This is a genomic window from Bacillus sp. AM 13(2015), assembly GCF_001518755.1.
Lineage (GTDB): Bacteria > Bacillota > Bacilli > Bacillales > Bacillaceae > Bacillus > Bacillus safensis.
Window position 1 is genome coordinate 45,433 of sequence record NZ_LKCP01000061.1, and the last position, 21,031, is coordinate 66,463.

20 protein-coding genes and 1 pseudogene are annotated in these 21,031 nt (G+C 40.4%); 13 read left to right on the top strand and 8 right to left on the bottom strand.

All coding sequences use genetic code 11. The features are described from left to right. Positions 1–15 precede the first annotated feature (15 nt). Genes AOQ70_RS10355 through tatC form a run of 3 tightly spaced genes read left to right on the top strand, consistent with a single transcriptional unit; the run spans position 16 to position 1,641 of the window. Positions 16–669, top strand: coding sequence for a redox-sensing transcriptional repressor Rex (locus AOQ70_RS10355; RefSeq protein WP_008355687.1), 654 nt, complete (start codon positions 16–18; stop codon positions 667–669). A 27-nt stretch (positions 670–696) separates the two neighbouring features. Then, positions 697–876, top strand: coding sequence for a twin-arginine translocase TatA/TatE family subunit (locus AOQ70_RS10360; protein WP_008355689.1), 180 nt, complete (start codon positions 697–699; stop codon positions 874–876). Between the two features lie 6 nt (positions 877–882). Next, positions 883–1,641: a twin-arginine translocase subunit TatC gene (gene tatC, locus AOQ70_RS10365; RefSeq protein WP_098676753.1), complete on the top strand. Its 759-nt coding sequence runs from the start codon at positions 883–885 to the stop codon at positions 1,639–1,641. A 39-nt stretch (positions 1,642–1,680) separates the two neighbouring features. Here the strand turns inward: tatC and AOQ70_RS10370 are convergent, their stop codons facing one another. From AOQ70_RS10370 to AOQ70_RS10380, 3 genes are read right to left on the bottom strand one after another with little or no spacing between them, the layout of a single operon-like run. Beyond that, the gene (locus AOQ70_RS10370) at positions 1,681–2,304 is read right to left on the bottom strand and encodes an NUDIX hydrolase (RefSeq protein ID WP_059376132.1); all 624 of its coding nucleotides are present in this window, start codon (positions 2,302–2,304) and stop codon (positions 1,681–1,683) included. A 56-nt stretch (positions 2,305–2,360) separates the two neighbouring features. Further along, positions 2,361–2,555: a YdiK family protein gene (locus tag AOQ70_RS10375; protein WP_003213897.1), complete on the bottom strand. Its 195-nt coding sequence runs from the start codon at positions 2,553–2,555 to the stop codon at positions 2,361–2,363. Continuing rightward, a complete protein-coding gene (locus AOQ70_RS10380) occupies positions 2,552–3,286 on the bottom strand; it encodes a CPBP family intramembrane glutamic endopeptidase (RefSeq protein WP_059376134.1) in 735 nt (244 codons plus the stop codon). Before AOQ70_RS10380 ends, AOQ70_RS10375 begins: the two co-directional genes overlap by 4 nt. 211 nt (positions 3,287–3,497) lie before the next feature. On the opposite strand from AOQ70_RS10380, the gene groES reads away from it, so the two are divergent. The 4 genes from groES to AOQ70_RS10395 all read left to right on the top strand — a co-directional run bounded on the left by groES (position 3,498) and on the right by AOQ70_RS10395 (position 8,004). After that, positions 3,498–3,800 carry a co-chaperone GroES gene (groES, locus tag AOQ70_RS19290; RefSeq protein ID WP_082700841.1) on the top strand — a complete coding sequence of 101 codons (303 nt, stop codon included), beginning with the start codon at positions 3,498–3,500 and terminating at the stop codon, positions 3,798–3,800. Between the two features lie 57 nt (positions 3,801–3,857). Continuing rightward, positions 3,858–5,492: a chaperonin GroEL gene (gene groL, locus AOQ70_RS10385; RefSeq protein WP_024424467.1), complete on the top strand. Its 1,635-nt coding sequence runs from the start codon at positions 3,858–3,860 to the stop codon at positions 5,490–5,492. Positions 5,493–6,148: 656 nt separating this feature from the next. Then, a complete protein-coding gene (locus AOQ70_RS10390) occupies positions 6,149–7,330 on the top strand; it encodes a hypothetical protein (RefSeq protein WP_059376136.1) in 1,182 nt (393 codons plus the stop codon). Between the two features lie 374 nt (positions 7,331–7,704). Continuing rightward, a complete protein-coding gene (locus tag AOQ70_RS10395; RefSeq protein ID WP_231730862.1) occupies positions 7,705–8,004 on the top strand; it encodes a hypothetical protein in 300 nt (99 codons plus the stop codon). Positions 8,005–8,188: 184 nt separating this feature from the next. Here AOQ70_RS10395 and AOQ70_RS10400 read toward each other — a convergent pair whose 3' ends face one another. Next, positions 8,189–8,656: a hypothetical protein gene (locus AOQ70_RS10400; protein WP_059376139.1), complete on the bottom strand. Its 468-nt coding sequence runs from the start codon at positions 8,654–8,656 to the stop codon at positions 8,189–8,191. A gap of 126 nt (positions 8,657–8,782) precedes the next feature. Continuing rightward, entirely contained in the window at positions 8,783–9,457 is a 675-nt protein-coding gene (locus AOQ70_RS10405; RefSeq protein ID WP_059376142.1) for a hypothetical protein, read from the bottom strand. Between the two features lie 209 nt (positions 9,458–9,666). On the opposite strand from AOQ70_RS10405, the gene AOQ70_RS10410 reads away from it, so the two are divergent. Then, entirely contained in the window at positions 9,667–10,035 is a 369-nt protein-coding gene (locus AOQ70_RS10410; RefSeq protein WP_024424478.1) for an RlpA-like double-psi beta-barrel domain-containing protein, read from the top strand. Positions 10,036–10,108: 73 nt separating this feature from the next. Continuing rightward, positions 10,109–11,158, top strand: a complete 1,050-nt coding sequence (locus tag AOQ70_RS10415; RefSeq protein WP_059376145.1) for a hypothetical protein — start codon at positions 10,109–10,111, stop codon at positions 11,156–11,158. Between the two features lie 214 nt (positions 11,159–11,372). On the opposite strand, the gene AOQ70_RS10420 is transcribed toward AOQ70_RS10415, so the two are convergent. From AOQ70_RS10420 to gabP, 3 genes and pseudogenes are all read right to left on the bottom strand, one after another. Further along, positions 11,373–11,744, bottom strand: coding sequence for a carboxymuconolactone decarboxylase family protein (locus AOQ70_RS10420; RefSeq protein WP_039176890.1), 372 nt, complete (start codon positions 11,742–11,744; stop codon positions 11,373–11,375). A 274-nt stretch (positions 11,745–12,018) separates the two neighbouring features. Next, on the bottom strand, positions 12,019–13,551 hold the full coding sequence (locus AOQ70_RS10425; RefSeq protein WP_059376148.1) for a multicopper oxidase family protein: 1,533 nt from the start codon (positions 13,549–13,551) through the stop codon (positions 12,019–12,021). A gap of 89 nt (positions 13,552–13,640) precedes the next feature. After that, positions 13,641–15,037 (bottom strand): annotated as a pseudogene (gene gabP / locus AOQ70_RS10430) (GABA permease); the annotation flags it as partial. Positions 15,038–15,518: 481 nt separating this feature from the next. On the opposite strand from gabP, the gene AOQ70_RS10435 reads away from it, so the two are divergent. The 4 genes from AOQ70_RS10435 to AOQ70_RS10450 all read left to right on the top strand — a co-directional run bounded on the left by AOQ70_RS10435 (position 15,519) and on the right by AOQ70_RS10450 (position 20,884). Beyond that, a complete protein-coding gene (locus AOQ70_RS10435) occupies positions 15,519–16,418 on the top strand; it encodes a cation diffusion facilitator family transporter (protein WP_059376152.1) in 900 nt (299 codons plus the stop codon). Positions 16,419–16,520: 102 nt separating this feature from the next. Further along, on the top strand, positions 16,521–17,483 hold the full coding sequence (locus AOQ70_RS10440) for an AAA family ATPase (protein WP_041087029.1): 963 nt from the start codon (positions 16,521–16,523) through the stop codon (positions 17,481–17,483). Continuing rightward, the gene (locus AOQ70_RS10445) at positions 17,480–18,670 is read left to right on the top strand and encodes a DUF58 domain-containing protein (protein WP_059376155.1); all 1,191 of its coding nucleotides are present in this window, start codon (positions 17,480–17,482) and stop codon (positions 18,668–18,670) included. Before AOQ70_RS10440 ends, AOQ70_RS10445 begins: the two co-directional genes overlap by 4 nt. Before the next feature lie 9 nt (positions 18,671–18,679). Continuing rightward, a complete protein-coding gene (locus AOQ70_RS10450; RefSeq protein WP_059376158.1) occupies positions 18,680–20,884 on the top strand; it encodes a transglutaminase TgpA family protein in 2,205 nt (734 codons plus the stop codon). Positions 20,885–21,031 lie beyond the last annotated feature (147 nt).

Sequence of the window (21,031 nt, forward strand, 5' to 3'; positions counted from 1 at the left end):
GTTGGAGGACCTTATATGAATATAGATCAGTCAAAAATTCCACAAGCGACAGCCAAACGTTTGCCGCTTTACTACCGTTTTTTAAAAAATTTGCATGCATCAGGAAAACAAAGGGTGTCATCAGCTGAGCTTAGTGATGCAGTCAAAGTGGATTCTGCTACCATTCGCCGAGATTTTTCGTACTTTGGTGCACTTGGGAAGAAAGGATATGGCTATAATGTCGATTATCTCTTGACCTTCTTCAGAAAGACCCTTGACCAAGATGAAATGACCAATGTCATGCTCATCGGTGTCGGGAATTTAGGGACTGCTTTTTTACACTATAATTTCATAAAAAATAATAATACAAAAATTTCAATGGCTTTTGACGTCAATGAGAGTAAAATAGGAAGTGAGATAGGCGGCGTGCCTGTCTATGATTTGGATAAGCTTGAAGAGCATGTTCAAGAGGTAGGAGATATCCCTGTTGCAATTTTGACAGTACCTGCCGTAGCAGCTCAATCCATTACAGATCGTTTGATTGCCCTTGGCATCAAAGGAATCCTTAACTTTACGCCGGCTCGATTGAATGTGCCGGAACACATTCGAATTCATCATATAGATTTGGCGGTTGAACTTCAGTCTCTTGTGTATTTCTTAAAGCATTACTCTGTTACGCAGGAGGACTGACGAAAAGGGGTAAAGGGGGTGGAGCAAATGGGTCCGATCGGTCCTGGGAGTTTGATTCTGATTGCGATTGTAGCGCTCATTATTTTTGGGCCGAAAAAGCTTCCTGAATTAGGAAGAGCAGCAGGAGATACATTACGTGAATTCAAAAATGCCACAAAAGGCTTAGCTGATGATCAGGAAGAAAAAAAGAAAAAAGAAGATCAGTAGAATAGGATGAGCTTCATGAATGTCAAAGATATGCCGCTTATGGAGCATATTGTGGAACTGCGAAAACGCCTAGTGATCATTGCGATGTTTTTTGTCGCCTTTATGGTGGCTGGTTTTTTTCTCGCTAAGCCGGTCATTGTGTATTTACAAAATACCGATGAAGCGGCAACACTGACGCTGAACGCATTTAAGCTTACAGATCCACTGTACGTGTTTATGCAGTTCGCATTTGTCATTGCTTTGGTTTTGACGTGTCCCGTTATTTTATATCAGCTGTGGGCGTTTGTGAGTCCTGGCTTATATGAAAAAGAAAGAAAGGTGACACTTGCTTACATTCCGATTGCACTGCTTTTATTTTTGAGCGGTGTGGCTTTCTCTTACTTTATTTTATTTCCGTTTGTCGTCGATTTTATGATGCGAATGTCGAATGATTTAAATGTAGAGCAAGTCATTGGGATTCATGAGTATTTTACATTTCTAATGCAGCTAACACTTCCATTTGGCTTTTTGTTTCAGATGCCCGTCGTGTTGATGTTTCTCACCAGACTCGGCATCATCACACCGATGTTTTTATCAAAAATACGGAAGTATGCCTATTTTGTCCTCCTTGTCATTGCCGCACTCATTACACCGCCAGAGCTTGTTTCTCACCTCATGGTCACCTTGCCAATGCTCGTTTTATACGAAGTGAGCATTATCATTTCAAGAGTGACCTATCGCAAAATGCAGCAAACAGAGGAGAAAGAAAAACATTATGTTTCATAAAAAAGCATCATGATCCAATAAGGGATCATGATGCTTTTTCTATTGTGTAAATTGATTGATCGCGTGAAAGAGGTGCTCATAATAGGCAGGCTCATGCGGGACAAAATTATGAATACCCACTTCGATGCTTTCCTCACGTCGTTCTCCGTTTGCATCAACTATAAAGCCCTCGATACGAATTCTTTCACATGATCCTGTTAAAAGCTGCTGTGCATCAGGCAGCTTTGCTCTGTACAGACCAGCGACTTCTTCTTTCTGTAGATGAACTTCCATGTGCTTTTCTTCATTCATATAAAGATACACATGACAGAACTCACGGTCGATGAAAGAAGGCAGGTGAATTTCATCTTTTATGATTCCTGTATAAGTAAGGTCCTCAAAAAGGATAGAAAGACCAAGTTCTTCTTCTACCTCTCTTAAGCCATCAGAAGGCTGTTCATCTGCGAGAAGGTGACCTGCTGCGGTGATATCAAACAGTGAAGGAAAATCCTTTTTTGCAGGACTCCTTAGCTGAAAATAGAGATACACGGTGCCAAGCTCCTTTTTAAGAAGCCAGAAATGAAATGTTTCATGCCAAAGACCTTGGGCGTGGACATCTGAACGAGCGGCAGCTCCAATGGTTTCATGCTGATCATTGAAGAAACGAAGTTTTTCATGTTCCATGAAGTTACATCCTCCATAAAAAAACCATTTTCCAAACGCGGAAAATGGTTTTTAATTTATTTTTGTTGCTGTTTTTTGAGTTTGACAGAGAAGGCAAACATTTTAAGCGCGATATTGATATTATAGGCCGCAAACACCATCAGCAAAATGCTGTAAAATGACCACATGTCACCTGGGTTTTGAATGGCCATATAGGTGAAAGCGACACCTACGGCAAAATAAATGATGCCCCATACGACTGGGTTTCTCATGAGAAAAAGCCTCCAATAATCATTTGCATGGTTTGAGATTGTTCTTCAATCATTTTTTTCACTGGCTCAATCTGCACAAGAACGACAAGTGAATTCATCAGCATATGAGCGCCGATTGGAACAATGATTCGTTTTGTTTTCGCATATAAAAAGGCAAAGGTAAAGCCCATTGCGGTATAGAGTAAGATATGGGGAAAATCATTGTGTACAGCAGCGAAAACCACTGAACTGGCAAGTGCTCCAATGAAGAAATTCGTTTTTTCATAAATCACACCAAAGATGATTTTACGGAAAATGATTTCCTCTAAGATTGGACCAATCAGGGCGATGACGATCACAAGCCAAGGAACGGCATCCATAATGGATAAAATAGTTTGCGTATTTTCTGACTCACGGCCAATTCCGAATGCATATTGTTCAATCACGCCTGCAATCGATTGTGCAAAGAGAGAAAGAAAGAAACCGCCAATGATCCATGCGATAGCAGAACCGATTGAAGCAGGCGCTTCATTTCGCAGTGAAGCTTTTGGGACGGTTCGAAGGATGAGCAGAATAATGATCAATCCGATACAGAAACTGATGATTGTCCACGTTCCTGATAATTTTGAAAGCTCTGTTTGAGTCATCGGTGTTTGAATGAATCCCAGCCATTTCATTATGAGAAAATAAGGAAACGCAGATACCTGTACCAATATATACGTTAAGATGATGTACCAATATTGTTTTTTCAAGTAACGAAAACCCCTTTACTAAAAGAACTAAATTTATTGTAACATAAGTCTTCTTTTTCGATGAAAAGGAAAGAATCTGAGATTCAAAAAGATCGTGAAAGCGTAAAAATTTTTAAAGGTTTTCACTTGAAATTGCAGAAGACATTCTTTATTATAATAAATGTGTTAGCACTCGCTGGTGATGAGTGCTAAAAAAGACTACATATAAAAAATTGAGGAGGTTGTTTCTTATGTTAAAGCCATTAGCGATCGCGTAATCATTGAACTCGTTGAATCTGAGGAAAAAACCGCTAGCGGTATTGTTTTACCGGATTCTGCAAAAGAAAAACCGCAAGAAGGTAAAATTGTTGCAGCAGGTTCAGGGCGTGTACTTGAAAGTGGTGAGCGCGTTGCGTTAGAAGTAAGCACAGGCGACCGCATTATCTTCTCAAAATATGCAGGCACTGAAGTGAAATATGAAGGAAAAGAATATTTAATCCTTCGTGAGAGCGACATTTTAGCTGTTATTGGTTAATCACATAAAAAAGCATTGAGATATATTTTCTAAAAAGACTGAGGAGGTTTCGTTATTATGGCAAAAGATATTAAGTTCAGTGAAGAAGCACGTCGTGCGATGTTACGTGGTGTAGATGCACTTGCAGATGCTGTAAAAGTAACTTTAGGACCAAAAGGACGTAACGTGGTTCTTGAGAAAAAATTCGGTTCTCCACTTATCACAAATGATGGTGTAACGATTGCAAAAGAAATCGAATTAGAAGATGCATTTGAAAACATGGGTGCAAAACTTGTGGCTGAAGTTGCAAGCAAAACAAACGACGTAGCTGGTGACGGTACAACGACTGCAACAGTTCTAGCTCAAGCGATGATCCGTGAAGGTCTTAAAAACGTAACAGCTGGTGCAAATCCTGTTGGCGTTCGTAAAGGGATCGAAGAAGCAGTAAAAGTAGCACTTGAAGGCTTGCACGAGATTTCTAAACCAATCGAAGGTAAAGAATCAATTGCTCAAGTTGCGGCTATTTCTGCAGCAGACGAAGAAGTCGGTAGCCTAATCGCTGAAGCGATGGAGCGCGTTGGCAACGACGGAGTTATCACAATTGAAGAATCTAAAGGTTTCACAACTGAGCTAGAAGTGGTTGAAGGTATGCAGTTTGACCGCGGATATGCTTCACCATACATGGTGACAGATTCTGATAAGATGGAAGCAGTTCTTGAAAATCCTTACATCTTAATCACAGATAAAAAGATCACAAACATTCAAGAAATCCTTCCTGTACTAGAGCAAGTTGTACAACAAGGAAAACCATTATTGCTTATTGCTGAAGATGTAGAAGGTGAAGCACTTGCAACTCTTGTTGTGAACAAACTTCGTGGTACATTCAACGCAGTAGCAGTAAAAGCACCTGGATTCGGTGATCGTCGTAAAGCAATGCTTGAAGACATCTCTGTTCTAACTGGCGGAGAATTAATCACAGAAGATCTAGGACTTGACCTGAAATCAACTGAAATCGGTCAGCTTGGTCGCGCGTCTAAAGTCGTTGTGACAAAAGAAAACACAACAATCGTTGAAGGTTCAGGAGATTCCGCTCAAATTGCAGCACGTGTGAACCAAATCCGTGCACAAGTAGAAGAAACAACTTCTGAATTCGATAAAGAAAAATTACAAGAACGTCTTGCAAAACTAGCTGGCGGCGTCGCTGTCATCAAAGTTGGTGCTGCAACTGAAACAGAACTAAAAGAGCGTAAACTACGCATCGAGGATGCACTGAACTCAACTCGCGCAGCAGTTGAAGAAGGTATCGTATCCGGTGGTGGTACAGCACTTGTGAATGTATACAACAAAGTCGCTTCAATTGAAGCTGATGGTGACGTTCAAACAGGTGTAAACATCGTTCTACGTTCTCTTGAAGAGCCAATTCGTCAAATTGCTCACAACGCTGGTCTTGAAGGATCCGTTATCGTTGAGCGCTTGAAAAACGAAGAAATTGGCGTAGGCTTCAACGCAGCAACAAACGAATGGGTAAACATGATCGAAAAAGGAATCGTTGACCCAACAAAAGTCACTCGCTCTGCACTTCAAAACGCAGCTTCTGTTGCAGCAATGCTTCTAACAACTGAAGCAGTCGTAGCTGACAAACCAGAAGAAGGCGGCTCAGGCGGCGGAATGCCGGATATGGGCGGCATGGGTGGAATGGGCGGAATGATGTAATTTAGCCAAACCCAGAAACATCATGAAAAAAACTTATTTTAAAAATAAAAACCACTTCTCAATAAATTTTTGGGAGTGGTTTTTTGTTGTTACAATTTGCTTAAACAACTACCGAAAAAGGCCCAGATGTTGATATTCAAATATTTAAAGAAAAAGATTAATTTCAAAGATGTAAGGGTATCTCCTCTCAAATTCCACCATCGAATTGCAATGCCGGGAAATGACTTAAGGTAGCAGAATGCCAAATATAATCTAATAAATTCTATGGATATTTAAAGTGTGAAGGTAGATGAATTACACTTGTAATGTACCAAGTTGGTAGTGAATAAGTAATCCTATGTGAGGAAAATCTCTTCATAAAATCATTGCGAGAGTGAGAGAGTTTCCTCTTTTTTGTTTAGAAATCGTGTACTAATAGTGGAAGAATAGCTTTTTTGTATACAAGCTATATAATTATTGATTTAAATACGTTTTTATATTTAGCTGCATAAAATAGCAGCTAAATATAAAAACGTTATAAATAGCTAAAAATAAACATTTTTCGTTTCTTTATTTAATTTTATTAATTAGCAGCTATTAAAATAAAAAAAAACATTTGTATAAAAATTTAGCTTGTGATAAATTAAGCTTAAAGATTAAGTTAAGGAGAAAATGGAATGACCATTACAATTAATAAGAAGCTAGATTATTTTTCTAGTTTTGATCCTACTAAAGAGTCTAAACCAATGTCTTTAGGAAATTTATGCAAGGATATAGAGGAAGAGCGTTTAACACTTCCTATTTTTCAAACTGGTATTAGATGGAAAGTGGAGAAGTCGATCGAGTTGTTTAATTTTCAATTAACTGGAAAGGCTGCTGTGGCCCCTATTTCAATTAATGTTATTGAGAATAAAGCTTTGGCAGTTCCGCAAGTTACTTTCATTACTAGAAATTTGGTTCCGGAAGAGGAGTTATCTGGAAAACAATCTGTTAATGATGGTCAACAACGTTTAACTTGTAATTACAAGGCCTATACCGATGACGATGAATTTCGAAATGTGTTCTTAGATATTGCTACTGGTAAGTTTGTGTTAAATAGTGGTACTATGCGTAAGTCCCAAATTCCAGTTGGAAAGTTATATAATAAAGACCCAAAGGTATTTGAAGAATTTGTTCGTGAAAATCCAGAAATGCAAACATTTGAAGTACAAAGCTTACTGACAAGAATACGTAATAAGTTCCTTGCCTACTACTATACAGTTAATTATGCTAAGGACTTATCTGAAGCGGAGCAGCGAGAATGGTTTGAGGTTTTAAATCTAGCTGGAAGTAAGGTTACAGAAACGGAAGTCTATTTAACTGAAATGTTAGTTAAAGGTGTGGACTATTACAAAGAATACGCTGAAAAGTTTGGGGAAAAATTAAAGGAATCTGACTTTGAAAACCTATTTGTACAAAAAGCTACAGAAATTTCTATCCCATTGGCAGCATTGAATCCAGCTTATGAAATTTTACAGGAAAAGCCTCATTCAGCTAACTTTAGTCCGATGCCTTCAGATGTTAAAGCATCTTTAATGAGTAAATTAAATGCGAATGAATTACGTACTATCTTTGCTTGGACACTAGAGGCTCTTGATAAAGCTTTAGCATTTATTGAATTAAAGGAATTAGTTGTACCAAAACGTATTGATTATATAACATATCTATTGGGAGCATTTGTGGTTTTACAAAATACTGAGTTAAATCCTGATCAAGAAGCTTACTTGATAGATTGGTACGAAAATGTAGAATTTGCTAAGAAAGACAACGGTGCACGCCGAAAGATATTTGATGATTTGATTGAGGTGGCTACACTATAATTCTTCTACCATGAATTAAAATAAATTTCCTAAATTAAGGTTGCTTCCGATAAACAAAGGGATTGGAAGGAATAAGCTTCAAAATATTTAAGGATAAACGTTGGGAGATACCAATATTTCATATTTACAAAATCCAGCTCTTAAATACGGATGCCATACCTGTAAAAAATAAGACTACCTATGAAAGTTGGTTAAAAAAATATTAGCCTGAGCACTCTTATGATCAAGAGTGTTTTTTTGTTTTGAGAGATATGACATATCTTGGCTCATAAGTCACATTTTCTTTAAAATTACATAAAAAAATCCACTATTTCCATAAAAGATCAGATCAATTCCTTATAATAAAGGTATCTGAGAATGGGGAGTGAGTCGAGATGGACCAAAACTTGTTGCAAATGGATCAAGTAAGATCAGAGGACGAATTAGCGGTTGTGAATATTTCTTCTACAGAGATTGGTGCGCTATCAAAAGAAACAGCGGAGCGGATTTTACAAACGCAGGATACGGATTATATTCATCAGTTGATGTATGTTCCGATTGAAAAGAAAGAAGATTTGAATTGGTTGATTCAAAGTGTTGGAGAGGCGTTAGACGATGAAAATGAAGATGATGCTGCACTTGAATTCGCTGATTTGCTCTATTTCTTTGTCATTCCGTTATATGAGGATATATAATGAGAGATCATCATTTGTATGAATGTTTAGAGGGTTTGCTGGTACGATTAGCATCAAGGGCTCACTCAGATATTCACGCACTGGTCAATGTTATGAGAGATGATTTAACCGAGATGAACATTAAAAAAAGCTTGTAGAGTGATTCTCTACAAGCTCTTTATTTATAAGAAAATCCATCAAGCAGTTATTGGGCTCTTTCCCAAGTAATTTTTGTTTCATTTGTTTTTTTCGTTCCCTTTGCCAGCACCTTGCCGTTTTCTTGTTTCACGGTGATGTTTAGGTCATAAAAGGAATAGAGAGCGCCGAGGCTGTCGTTTTCTGGTTTATGAAGATTGTTTTCTTTTTCGGTTGATGCTCCAATGGCAAGCGTCTTGGCAAAGTTTAAACCGATGACTTCAGCGTAATCACTATTGGTATCAGATGAAGCTGTTACGTTTAAAGAAATGATTTTTTTCTTTTGATCAACGGTGATGTCAGTGTCTTTGATGAGCTTAGACTGCTCCATCACTTCTTTCGTTTCCTTTTGAATGCGTTCATTAATTGTTGGAAGTGCCTTCGTTTCTGTTTTTTGTTCTTTCGTCGTATTTGAGCAAGCTGCTAGAATGCAGAGAATTACAGCTAGACTCATGAAAACAAGTAGACTTTTTTTCACGTTCGATCTCCTTTTTTCTTCGAAGTATGTATGCTTATGTTACCACGAATCCTTGTTTTGATTAAAAGAGAAGTGTTGATAAGCTGTGAACAATAAAAAGCACCCTCTATCGGGTGCTTTATTTTCTTATTGTGCTGAAAGGCTTGTACTTAATGGAATAGAAGACATAACAGTGAATTTAGGAGTGGCAGCACCAGATTCTAAATTTTTACGTAAAAGCGATGATTTGATTGACCCATCCCATTTTTTATAGACACTTCCTGATGTATTTGCTCGAAGCTGTACATTTGAGAAGCTTGCTTGTGAATAGCTGTTTGTTCCATTATCCTGTACGCCGTGTACCATTTTGACAACATCAAGGTTTTTCAGACGGCTAGGGTTGTAAACAGGCTGCTTATAACGCAGTTTTCCATTGACGTATAGTGACACTGTACCATCACCGTTGTTGATGAGCTTTAAGTTGACGCGTGCGCCATCTTTAATACTTGAATCGTATTCGCTGTTCCAGTATTTACTGCCGCCTTGTGAGCCGCTGCCTAGAAAGACCTTATAGCCAGAAGACGTTTTTGAAATACCGCTCTCTACAACGGCAGAGCCGAGACCGAGATACCAGTCCGCATAGCCGTTTTTAATGGTGGCTGTTTTCGGCAGGACAATATCGGCAGAGATACCTGACCATTTGGCTTCATCCGTTTGTGTCACAATGGCGCCGTGACGAGGACTAGCCGCTGAGGCAGGAAGGCTTGAAAACATCAATACGAAGGCCAAGCTTACAATCAAAACAGTGAACCACTTTTTCATGAAAATTCCCCCTTAAATTTGATTCACCTTCATTATATAAAATGAAAGAGGGGAGCTGCTTACAATGTTCTAGCTGATTTTGGCAGTATTTATGAACTTAATCGGTCATAAAGTGGTCAACTTGTATTTGAATTGTAATGTGTCTGTAAAATAACTGGGTTCATCTTCATGTATAATAAGTGCAGAAACCAAAAACGGAGGATTTCTTAATGAATAAAAAGCTTATCACGACAATCGTAACAGTAGCTAGTTTATTTTTAGCATTCAGTTTCTCACATGGAGCAAGTGCAAAAAAAGTAAGCGGCAATATTACTTGGTATAATGGTGTCGGCAAAAAAGGCGCAGATGGAAAAAAACTCGGTCATTGGGATGCAGCAACTAAAATGGGCTTTGACGTACCGAAAAAAGGTACAAAACTAAGAGTGACAACAAAAGCGAAACCACATAAAGTGATTACAGTATATAAATATGATGTAGGCAGAATGCCAAACGCTGTACTAGACGTAAGTCCAAAAGCATTCAAAGCACTTGGGTATAAAACAAGTAAAGGTGTCGTAAAAGGGCATTACACTTATTAATACATAGGCATGCAAAGAAGCGGGAAAAGTTCATTTTCTGGCTTCTTTTCTTGTAGAGAGGGTCTGAAAGGCAATGAAAAAATCAACATGGTGGATCATCACAGTCGTTGGCGTCGCAGTGATTGCGGCAGTTATTTTCTTCATGATGAAGCCGGGGCAAGAGGCAAAACATGCAGGGAAAGTCAAAACAAACCAAGATGCAAAAGACGAATTGCTCGTTTCATTTACAGATCAAAAGTTAAACAATACTTATTACTTGCATGATCGGGCGCTTCATACGGAGAAACTGACAGCATATCCTTCGATTGCTTATGATTCTACGAAACAGGTTTTATATTACACGTATACAGATGAAGATACGCAAAAGGTGAGTATTCGGGAATTAAAGGTGAAATCTGAAGAAGAAAAAACACTGTTTACGAGTGATGATTCCATCGACAGTATGAGGCTGTCTGGTGATGGGAAGAAGTTATTTCTTAGGTATAACAAGGATTCTGGAGAGCAATTTTATGTCGCATCTTTTGATTTGAAAACACACAAAATGAAGGAGCTGTATCCAGAAAAAAGCAAGGACGATACGGTGAGTTCTTTTGCATATGATCCGACTTCAAATGATTTGGCGATCCAGCATTATTCTTTAAAAGAAGATTATCAAAAAACCGATGAAGCGAATGAAAAGGGCAGAGATCCTGAACCAACAACCATGAAGATCACCCTTCAAACAGGTGAGAAGGGGAAACGCATTGCACGTATCTCACAAACGATCAATGATATTTCATTTTCTCCAGATCATAAGAAATTGATTTATACAGAAGTAAAGGTTCGTAAAGAAAAAGAAATATCCTCTATTAAAATGCTTGATGTAGAAACAGGAAAAACGACGACACTCGTTAAAAACAGTCAGGATGTTCATATTTTAAGTGCTGCACAGCCGCAATTTTCTACGGACGGGTCGTCAGTTTATTTCTTAGGTGTTGCAAAAAACGCAAAAGAATTAAAGGATGACACTGGACGAAAAGCGAAGGTAAGAACGATTTTTGAATACAATATGAAGAAGAAAACAGTGGAAGCCGCTTGGGAGAAGGATGGCGGAATCATTAACAATTTCACTGTCAATCGATAAAGGAAACGTTCAGTTATTTATATAACTGGACGTTTTTTTATTTTGTCACTTGAAATGCTGGAGAAATGGTGAGTTTATAGGAAGAAAATCAGCTTTTAAACAGTGATACGAGTGCTATTTTCATATTTTGCTTATGTGACAGAGAAAAAGAAAAAGAGTAATATGAGTGAACATAAAAAAACGAGAGGACTGATGACATCTCGTTTTCTCTGTTTTATTTGTTTTCATCTAATAAGTTTTGAAAGATAAACAGGGCATTAATGGAGTGAGGGAAGCCAGCAACCTTTGTACAGTGTTTAATAATCTCCATAATTTCTATGACAGAAAGTCCAATATGTAATGCTTGTTCAAAATGAGTCTTTAAGTCTTCATCACAATCGCCTTTTGTGATGAGGGAAGATAATGTGCTGATGGCCTTTTGTTTTTCATCTAATATGAAGTGGTTGAATTCTTTTTGTTCACTGAGTTCAATGGTTAGTTGTTCAATGTTTGACCGAATGCTCTCGTTCTCATGAATTGAAAGCTTCTCTCTGTTACCTGCCGCTGTTTCTTGTTTGACCTGGCAAGTTTCTTTTTCTTCATTCAAATTGAACTCCTCCGTTTGTTATCGCAATTTTCCATTTGTTCGTTCATTATGGCTTATGTGCCTTTTGATAGATGTAATGGGTATATAGTAGTATTATCGGTTTGCTGCGTCAACTTTTTAAGTGTGTAATGCTCCTCAAAGGAATGATTCATGCGATTTATTTTTCCATTTTGAAATGGATCATAAAAGGGCTAATGAATAGATGTCCGTTAGCCCTTTGTAATTAGCAATTTCATAAAAGTTCTACGCATTTAGCGGAAGAATGGTTTCATTTTTATTGAATGATATCCATCGGCCTCATCATGTCATAATCTTCATGCTCTAAAATATGACAATGCCACACATATCGGCCGGTATATGGAACAAATCGAGCAACGATCCGAATGACTTCACCTGCATGCGCCTGAATGGTGTCCTTGTAGCCTTGTTCATGTAAAGGAGGCGCTTCGTTTGGCCCTGTATACACGATTTCTCCTGTCGATTGATAGACTTCTGTATCAAACGGCCTTCTGTCTAATACCCTAAATTGAACAAGATGCAAATGAATAGGGTGTGTACCCCTGGTTGGATTGACGATGGACCAAACCTCTAGACTGCCAAGACGAGGATTTTCCGTGACAGGGTCATTCCAAAAGTTGTTATCGAGCAATAGGATTGGGCGGCCGTATTTATCCTGTGTGCCGGTAAGTGTGAGTGTACGCTCTCGATCAGCTCGACTTGGCCGAAGTGGTGGCAGCGGTTTGAAAATAGGACGTAATGTCTTAGGTACCCTTCCTTTTAGCGGACGTGTGACTTTGAATTGCATAATGTTCGCATCTGTTTCAGGATTCACATCCTGTCCGCAGCCGGCTGTATTTTTGAGAGTGATCGTTTTGTTTTCGTAAGCTGAAAAGTCGATGATGACATCGAAACGTTCAGCAGGCGCGATGCTAAATGATTGATGGCGAACGGGTCTTGGCAAAAATCCCCCATCGGAACCAATTTGCATGATTGTAGCGTCGTTATCTAGATGCAGCTCATAAGTTCTAGTATTGGACGCATTTAAAATACGAAAACGGTACTTTCGCGGCTCTACTTCTAAATACGGCCATACTTTACCATTGACTAAGATTGTTTCTCCGCAAAAAAAGGGCACGATGGATGGGTCTGGTATGTCGCTGTCCTCTGGCGTGTTGTTTGGTCTGCTAGGATAAAACAGTGAGCCATCCTCCTGAAACGTCCGATCCATAATCATTAAAGGAATGTCGTAGTCATCTTTCGGCAGCTCTAAGGACTTTTCAAATGCATCTGAGATCAAATAAAACCCAGCTAAACCGGCGTACACATTTAGTCGTGTTAATGCCATCGCATGATCGTGATACCACAATGTGCAGGCTTGCTGATGATTTGGGTATACGTAAGTCTCTCTTTCAAAGAAGGGGCCGGTTGCTTCAAAGTCCCGTGAAAACCAGGCTTCTGGATAGCCGTCACTGCTTGCTGGTGTGACACCGCCATGCAGATGAACGACTGTTTTGACCTCTGGTTCATCGTGATGCCCAGGATGAATGGTGTGATCGACAGGGAGGAAATGTTTCAATGGCAATTTGTTCATCCATTTTACTTTGACCTTTTCATTTCGATTGGCTTTAATGGTTGGACCAGGCAAACTGCCATTATAGGTCCATAGCTTGGTTGGGGGCAGGTCTCTATGAACTTTTAAGAATACCTCCTCCATAGCAATTTCATAATACGTTTGTCTTGGGTTCTTTTTGACGGGCTCCGCGACTTCTGGAATTGGAAGCTCGTCAACAAATTTTTCTAGGTTCATGTTGACTAATCCTCACTTAAATACAATTTGATACAGTATAAGTGCGGACATCCAAATAGGTGAATAAAATAAAAAAACCCGCTTTTCAGCGGGAGAATTACGGGTGTTTATTTTCAAGCGCCGCATTTGCAGGCACTTTTTTATTCGGTTTAAAGATAAAATAAGCAGCCAGTACGCTAAAGGTAATGATACTCGTCAAAATGAGCTGTGGCCGCATGGATTCGATAAACAGCATCGATGCCAAGATGGCGCAAATGACCAAAATGGTAAAGTACGTGAGGTATGGGAACAGCCACATTTTGATTTTGAGCTGTTCTGGATTTTCTTTTTCGATTTTACGGCGCATTCTTAATTGTGAAACGGCGATGACCAAGTAGACAAGAAGGGCAATGGCTCCAGATGCATTGACTAAGAACAAAAAGATGGTTTCAGGATAAAAATAGTTCATCATGACAGCAATGTAGGAAAAGAAGGTACCTGCGACTGTAGCCGCTACAGGAACACCACGTTTGCTGATTTTCATAAAGCGTTTCGGCGCTTCGCCTCTTTCTGCTAATGAATAAAGCATTCTGGACGTTGTGTACAATCCGGAGTTTAAACAAGATAGAACAGCTGTTAAGACAATAACGTTCATGACTTGAGCGGCTGATGGAACACCGATGTATTCTAATACCGCAACGAACGGGCTTGTTAAAATGCTTGCGGAATTCCACGGAAGTAAGGTGACAACGACAGCAATTGATCCGACATAGAATACGATAATACGCCATACAACAGAGCGTGTGGCTGTCGTCACAGATTTGACTGGGTCTGCTGATTCACCAGCCGCTATGGCCACAATCTCCGTTCCCATGAAGGAAAAGATGACGACAACGATTCCGAGTAACACAGAGCTGAATCCATTTGGAAGGAAACCGCCGTTCCCTGTTAGATTGGCAAGACCTGAAGTATGATGACCGCCAAAACCAAAGATAAATGCAAAACCAATGAGTAGAAAGAGAATGATGCTGACGACTTTAATCAATGAAAACCAATATTCAAATTCGCCAAAAGATTTAACAGAAAAGATATTTGTTAATGTTAAGAGGATTGTGAGGATAAGACTTGTGAGCCAAACAGGTGCATCTCCATACCAATATTGAATAATGGCAGCACCAGCAATGGCTTCGATGGCAATGACGATCACCCAGAAGAACCAGTAAAGCCAGCCGATTGTAAAACCGGCCCATGGACCGATAGCATCGCTCGCATATTGTGAGAAAGAACCGCTTGTCGGATAGGCACATGCCATTTCTCCGAGCATTCTCATAATAAAGATCACCAGAAGTCCGGCAAAAGAATAGGAAAGAATGGATCCAGGCCCTGCAGAATGAATGACAGCGCCGCTACCAACAAATAGCCCTGCCCCAATGACCCCAGCAATGGAGATCATCGAAATATGTCTTGTTTTAAGGTTTTTTTGAAGACCGTTTGTCATGTTGGACATTTCTTTACCTCCAAACATTTCTCATGAATAGAGAATTTGTTTTTAGAATATTTTAAATTTTATCACACTGAATTGTCATTCAGCATTGGACAGGTTATCAAACTGACATTTCAAACCTCTTAACATGATGTTAAAAAGTATAAAGGATTTGAGAGATTATGTTCCCTCTTTTCCTTCGGATGATTCTTAAAATAACATAAAAAAGGGGTGGGGAGGTTGTGTCAAAAAATAAAATTATTCTGATAATTTCCCCAAGGAGAGAGATTTGACGATATGTCCATTTCGAAGAGAATTGGAAAAAGGTTGATAGGAGTAGGTCTTGAGGTCATTTGACCTTGTAAAAATAAGTTTACTTAGGTCAACACATTTCTATTTATCCTATTTTGCTGACATAAGCGAATCATGTTGCTGTAGACCCACACGGGCTTTGCTTTGTAAGATAAATAATAGAATAGTGATGTGTGAGGAGGCGCGGTTCGACATGGAGCGCTATAACGAATTAAGACAAGGTGAAACGGGTGCTTGGGTCAGCATCATTGCCTATGTGATCTTATCTGCGGTCAAACTCATTATTGGGTACGTGTTTCATTCAGAGGCCCTTTCGGCAGATGGATTGAATAACACGACGGATATTATTGCATCCCTTGCTGTGTTGATTGGGCTGCGTATTTCTCAAAAGCCGCCTGATGAAGATCATCCATACGGTCATTTTAGAGCGGAAAATATTGCGTCTCTAGTGGCTTCCTTTATCATGATGCTTGTTGGGCTTCAGGTTTTGCTGAGTGCAGGGAAGTCGCTCTTCTCATCTGAGCATCAAACGCCGGATATGATCGCGGCTTGGACGGCAGCAGGAAGTGCTGTTGTGATGTACGGTGTGTATATTTATAACCGCAATCTGTCCAAACGGATCAATAGCCAGGCTCTTCATGCGGCAGCTGCTGATAATAAATCAGATGCGTATGTGAGTATTGGAACATTTGTAGGAATTATCGCTTCTCAATTTCAGCTGGCATGGATTGATACGCTTGCAGCGTTTGTCATTGGCTTAATTATTTGTAAAACTGCGTGGGAAATTTTCAGAGATGCCTCTCATTCGTTAACAGACGGTTTTCATATCAAAGATATGTCTAAATATAAAGAGACCATTGAAGCAACACCAGGAGTGGGCGATTTAAAGGATATTAAAGCGCGTTATCTTGGAAGTACAGTCCATGTGGATGTAGTGGTTGAGGTCGAGCCCAACTTGAACATTGCAGAAAGCCATGATATTGCAGATGAAATTGAACGCAGAATGAAACAGGAGCATGATATTTTACACTCTCATGTTCATATGGAGCCAGCAAGTGAGCCGAAAGAAGAGAAGAAGTCTTTTCCATCGTGAGAAGGCTTCTTTTTTATACGTGCTGATGTTATATGCAAATGCGTGTTGTATGGTAAAGTTAGACTATATGAAATTTGACAGAAACGTGATAGGAGGATCAGGATGGCATTTGATGAACCGATGCATTCAGATTTACAAAAAATCGTAGATAACATCAATAAAGTCATGGTTGGGAAAAAAGACATTGCGATATTAAGCCTTGTTGCGATTTTGGCGAAGGGGCATGTGCTGCTAGAGGATGTGCCTGGTGTAGGGAAGACGATGATGGTTCGTGCTTTGGCAAAATCCATTGGCTGTGAGTTTAAGAGAATCCAATTCACTCCTGACCTTTTGCCTTCAGATGTAACAGGCGTGTCGATTTACAATAAAAAGACGAATGAATTTGAATTTAGGCAAGGACCGATCATGGGACAGATTATTTTAGCTGATGAGATCAACCGGACCTCTCCTAAAACACAATCAGCATTACTTGAAGCGATGGAGGAAGGCAGTGTCACTGTGGACGGAGAAACGATGCCGCTTGCGGATCCATTTTTCGTCATGGCGACGCAAAATCCAGTTGAATATGAAGGAACTTATCCGCTGCCAGAAGCGCAAATGGACCGGTTTTTATTCAAGCTGCAGATGGGATATCCGACTATGCTCGAGGAGCTGGAGGTGCTCAACTTGCAGGAGAAGCAATCCCCGATTGATACGCTCCAAGCTGTCATGACAAAGGAACATATCCATGCATTGCAGCAGGCTGTTCAAACCATTCATGTGGATGCATCCATTAAAGAATATATTGTTGAAATTGCTCAAGCGACGCGTAAACACCCATCTGTTTATCTAGGTGTCAGTCCAAGGGGATCGATCGCCTTGATGAAAGCGGCACAGGCGTATGCGCTTTTGAATCAGCGCGATTATGTGATTCCTGATGATGTACAGTATTTGGTGCCTTATACATTACCGCATCGTATGATTTTGACATCAGAAGCGACATATGAAGGGAAGAAGGCGGAGACACTGCTGCGACAAATGCTTGAGCAAATTGGCGTGCCAGTTCAAAAGTCGATGACTCAATGAAGTCACGTTATCGTTTAGCAGTTTCGTTATGGTTACGGGTGATGATGCTCATCATTCTCACTGCGGCAGCCTTTTGTTATGCCATGTTTCAGGGAGGGTTTGTGAGCTGGTTCCTTTTTTATGCATTTTTACCATATGCTTTGTATACTTTGCTGTTTGCACTTATTCCACTGCGCGCGACAGCCAAGAGGGCATTACAGCAAACCCGCTTGAAGGCGGGGGATGTGCTGTCCGTTGACCTTGAAATCAAGCGGACACATCCATTTCCGTACGTTTACGTCATGATTGAGGATGCTCCGCCAGACACCTTTCATTTACAGGAACAGATTGAAATGAAGCAAATGCTGTTTCCTTGGTTTCGGAAAACATGGCGATTTTCTTATCAATTGAATGATATTCCGCGGGGAGAGCATCATTTGACAGCGGTTAGGATCAAAACGGGTGATATGTTTGGGTTTGTTGAAAAAGAAATCATCATTCCGCTAGAGAAAAAACTGCTTGTCTACCCAAAAGTGCTGGATATCCCTGTAGAGCCTGCTGAGTCACTGAGTGAAAATGGAGGCAAAGCGGTTCACTCGTGGTTAAATGAACCGACTCATGTGACAACAGGCGTACGAGAATACCAGCAAGGAGACCGTTTTGCTTGGGTGGATTGGAAGACGACGGCCAGAAGAGGCCAGCTGATGACGAAGGAATTTGAACAGAATCAAGCAAAGGACCTGGTCGTGTTTGCTGATTTTACTGATCAAGCTGTTTATGAAACAGTTGTCTCTATTACAGCATCTGTTCTTCAAACGGCTGTGAAAAAAGGAGTGCCGTCAGGTCTTGTCCCTCTAGGAGATCAGCATGTCTTTCGAGTCGATCAAGGAGAACTTCATTTACAGGACATGCTTTATTATTTAACAAGGGTGCAGCATCAGCCTTCCCGCGCACTAGAATATAAACCGTTAGCAGCAAGTGAGTATCAGCATTCAGGAAAATATGTCGTCACAGGTCAGCTGCAGGAGGAGCTTGCGGCAAGTCTCTTTGGAAATCGAAATAGAAAGAACATCACCGTGCTTTTAGTGAAGAAAGCCGTTGACCGTTTGACGACAAAAGAAAAACAGCTTGCAGACCGGCTCAAGGCCTCTGGAATACGCATCACCCTTTTATTTGAAGACCGGCTGCACGAAAGAACTGTGAGGTGACAAACATTTATGCTGCATACGCATCTGCGGCAAAGCCGTTTTGAATTGTTCATCTATTATGCTGTAGCTTTTCTGCTGCTATGGGAGTGGCTTCGTCCACTTCAAGATTTTACAGAGACGAGCCATACGTCTTATTTCATCATTTTTATCGGGCTTACGTGTTTGTTTACGTTCTTTCGTCTGAAGTGGTATGTGACGTTTCCTATTTGTGCTGGACTGATTTTGCTCGCCTTATATTTGATCTTTTATCAATCAGCGCCAGGCTATCCGTCTGCTTTGTTTGCTGATATTAAGGATAATATCACGTTAATGAGCATGGGTATGTGGAGTGATATGTATCCGTCTTTCCGTACATTGTTGTTTTATATTTTGCTGTGGCTGCTTGTCTACTTGCTTCATTATTGGGTGGTCTATCAGCAGCGTATCTTTTTCTTTTTACTGATGACGATTGTGTATGTCACGATTCTTGATACGTTTACGCCATATGATGCGACCTTTGCGATCGTTCGTATTATGGTATTTGGCTTTTGTTTGCTTGGATTGCTGTATTTCGATCGACTGCGTTCAGCTGAGGGCGTTCGAGTGTCTCAGAAAGCGCGTCTAAAGTGGTTTTTCCCCATGATGGCGCTTGTCCTTCTATCAGCGACACTCGGCGCTTCTTTGCCGAAGTCAGATCCGAAATGGCCCGATCCTGTCCCGTTTTTTAAGGCGGTCACGAATCAAGATGGGACAGCCGGGCAGAATAAAGTGGGATATAGTGCAGATGATTCGGCGCTTGGCGGCCCGTTTAGTGAGGACCGTACACCAGTCTTTAAGTGGAGCGGAAAGGAGCCGACTTATTTTCGTGTAGAAACAAAAAGTATTTACACAGGAAAGGGCTGGGAGGATGCATCAAATGATACAAAGCCTACTCGGCTAAAGGACGACACTGTGCCGAATCGGTGGTTTACTGAGCGAGTGAAAATAGAGGAGCATGAAACGAGAGTTGATATAGAATCTGATTATCGATTTAATCATGCTGTGTATCCTATTGGAACGATCATGCTGACACCAATGGAAAACATTCCCTTGCAAATCATGGGCAAAACAGAGAAAATTGTTCCGTCTATCCAGAACCCACCCAAAAATTTAGGGAACTATCAAGTCAGCTTTTTATCCCCTACATTTATCCTAGAGGATTTACAGAGAATCAAAGTACCGACAAAGAAGCAGGTGAATGAGCAGGTTGGCCGTGAATACTTGCAGCTTCCATCCTCACTTCCAGAGCGTGTGAAAACTTTGGCAAACAGCTTAACGGAAACGAAGGACAATATGTATGATAAAGCGAAAGCGATCGAGGATTATTTAGGATCTGCGAAGTTTTCATATGAAACGCAAAATGTCGCTGTGCCTGGTCGTAATGAAGATTATGTGGATCAATTTTTATTTGATACGATGATTGGCTACTGTGATAATTTTTCAACCTCTATGATCGTGATGCTTCGTTCGATCGGGATTCCGGCGAGATGGGTGAAAGGGTATACGTCTGGCCAGTTATATGAAACACAAATGGATGGAAACAATGTGTATGAAGTGACCAATAACAATGCGCATTCATGGGTAGAGGTTTATTTTCCAAACAGAGGCTGGGTCACCTTTGAACCGACAAAAGGATTTACAAACCCAGAGACATTTACGAATGAATCCGTTTCAAGCGATCAAACGGATGATCAAAAGGAAGAAGAAAATCAGTCTAGTTCTGATGCAAGTGAAGATCAGCCGCAAGACCAGCCGCAGCAGCAGGAGACAGAGCAGCCGGCACAACCAAAGGAACAAACAGCGAAGGCAAAGCCAAATATGGTACATGCGGGTTCAATTGCAGGTTATGCGGCAGGAGCTATTGTCCTGCTTGGATTCATCAGCTGGATGCTTTATCGATTCAGAACAAGATGGCTCCCATTCTTTATTGTAAGAAAGGTGAAACGTCTGCCAGAGGATGAAGCATTCTTCTATGCATACGCGGCTCTATTAAAGCAGCTAGGGCGCAGGGGAATTGAGAAAAAGCCAGGTATGACGCTAAGAGAATTCGCTTCTTTGATCGATGAGAAGGATGGAGATCATCACATGTCAGAGCTGACGCAGCTCTATGAACGTGCGCTTTATCGGCGAGAGGATTCGTCGGCGCTTTGGCAGCAGTCGGCAAAGTTATGGGAAAATTTAATAAACAGGAGATAGTCTTGACCGCGTACCTTCCTGTTGTTAGAATAGGTGAATATTAAAACCTTCTAAAATACATGAAATTGAAGCGTTCGGATGTGAGTCTGGGCGCTTCAAAAGCGTGATTCACACTGAGAGCAGGTTTTCTCCTCTCATTTTTTCTGT

Coding starts and splice junctions, on each gene's coding strand:
- AOQ70_RS10355 (WP_008355687.1), top strand. CDS start 16: ATGAATATAGATCAGTCAAAAATTCCACAAGCGACAGCCAAACGTTTG.
- AOQ70_RS10360 (WP_008355689.1), top strand. CDS start 697: ATGGGTCCGATCGGTCCTGGGAGTTTGATTCTGATTGCGATTGTAGCG.
- tatC (WP_098676753.1), top strand. CDS start 883: ATGAGCTTCATGAATGTCAAAGATATGCCGCTTATGGAGCATATTGTG.
- AOQ70_RS10370 (WP_059376132.1), bottom strand. CDS start 2,304: ATGGAACATGAAAAACTTCGTTTCTTCAATGATCAGCATGAAACCATT.
- AOQ70_RS10375 (WP_003213897.1), bottom strand. CDS start 2,555: ATGAGAAACCCAGTCGTATGGGGCATCATTTATTTTGCCGTAGGTGTC.
- groL (WP_024424467.1), top strand. CDS start 3,858: ATGGCAAAAGATATTAAGTTCAGTGAAGAAGCACGTCGTGCGATGTTA.
- AOQ70_RS10390 (WP_059376136.1), top strand. CDS start 6,149: ATGACCATTACAATTAATAAGAAGCTAGATTATTTTTCTAGTTTTGAT.
- AOQ70_RS10395 (WP_231730862.1), top strand. CDS start 7,705: ATGGACCAAAACTTGTTGCAAATGGATCAAGTAAGATCAGAGGACGAA.
- AOQ70_RS10405 (WP_059376142.1), bottom strand. CDS start 9,457: ATGAAAAAGTGGTTCACTGTTTTGATTGTAAGCTTGGCCTTCGTATTG.
- AOQ70_RS10410 (WP_024424478.1), top strand. CDS start 9,667: ATGAATAAAAAGCTTATCACGACAATCGTAACAGTAGCTAGTTTATTT.
- AOQ70_RS10415 (WP_059376145.1), top strand. CDS start 10,109: ATGAAAAAATCAACATGGTGGATCATCACAGTCGTTGGCGTCGCAGTG.
- AOQ70_RS10425 (WP_059376148.1), bottom strand. CDS start 13,551: ATGAACCTAGAAAAATTTGTTGACGAGCTTCCAATTCCAGAAGTCGCG.
- AOQ70_RS10435 (WP_059376152.1), top strand. CDS start 15,519: ATGGAGCGCTATAACGAATTAAGACAAGGTGAAACGGGTGCTTGGGTC.
- AOQ70_RS10440 (WP_041087029.1), top strand. CDS start 16,521: ATGGCATTTGATGAACCGATGCATTCAGATTTACAAAAAATCGTAGAT.
- AOQ70_RS10445 (WP_059376155.1), top strand. CDS start 17,480: ATGAAGTCACGTTATCGTTTAGCAGTTTCGTTATGGTTACGGGTGATG.
- AOQ70_RS10450 (WP_059376158.1), top strand. CDS start 18,680: ATGCTGCATACGCATCTGCGGCAAAGCCGTTTTGAATTGTTCATCTAT.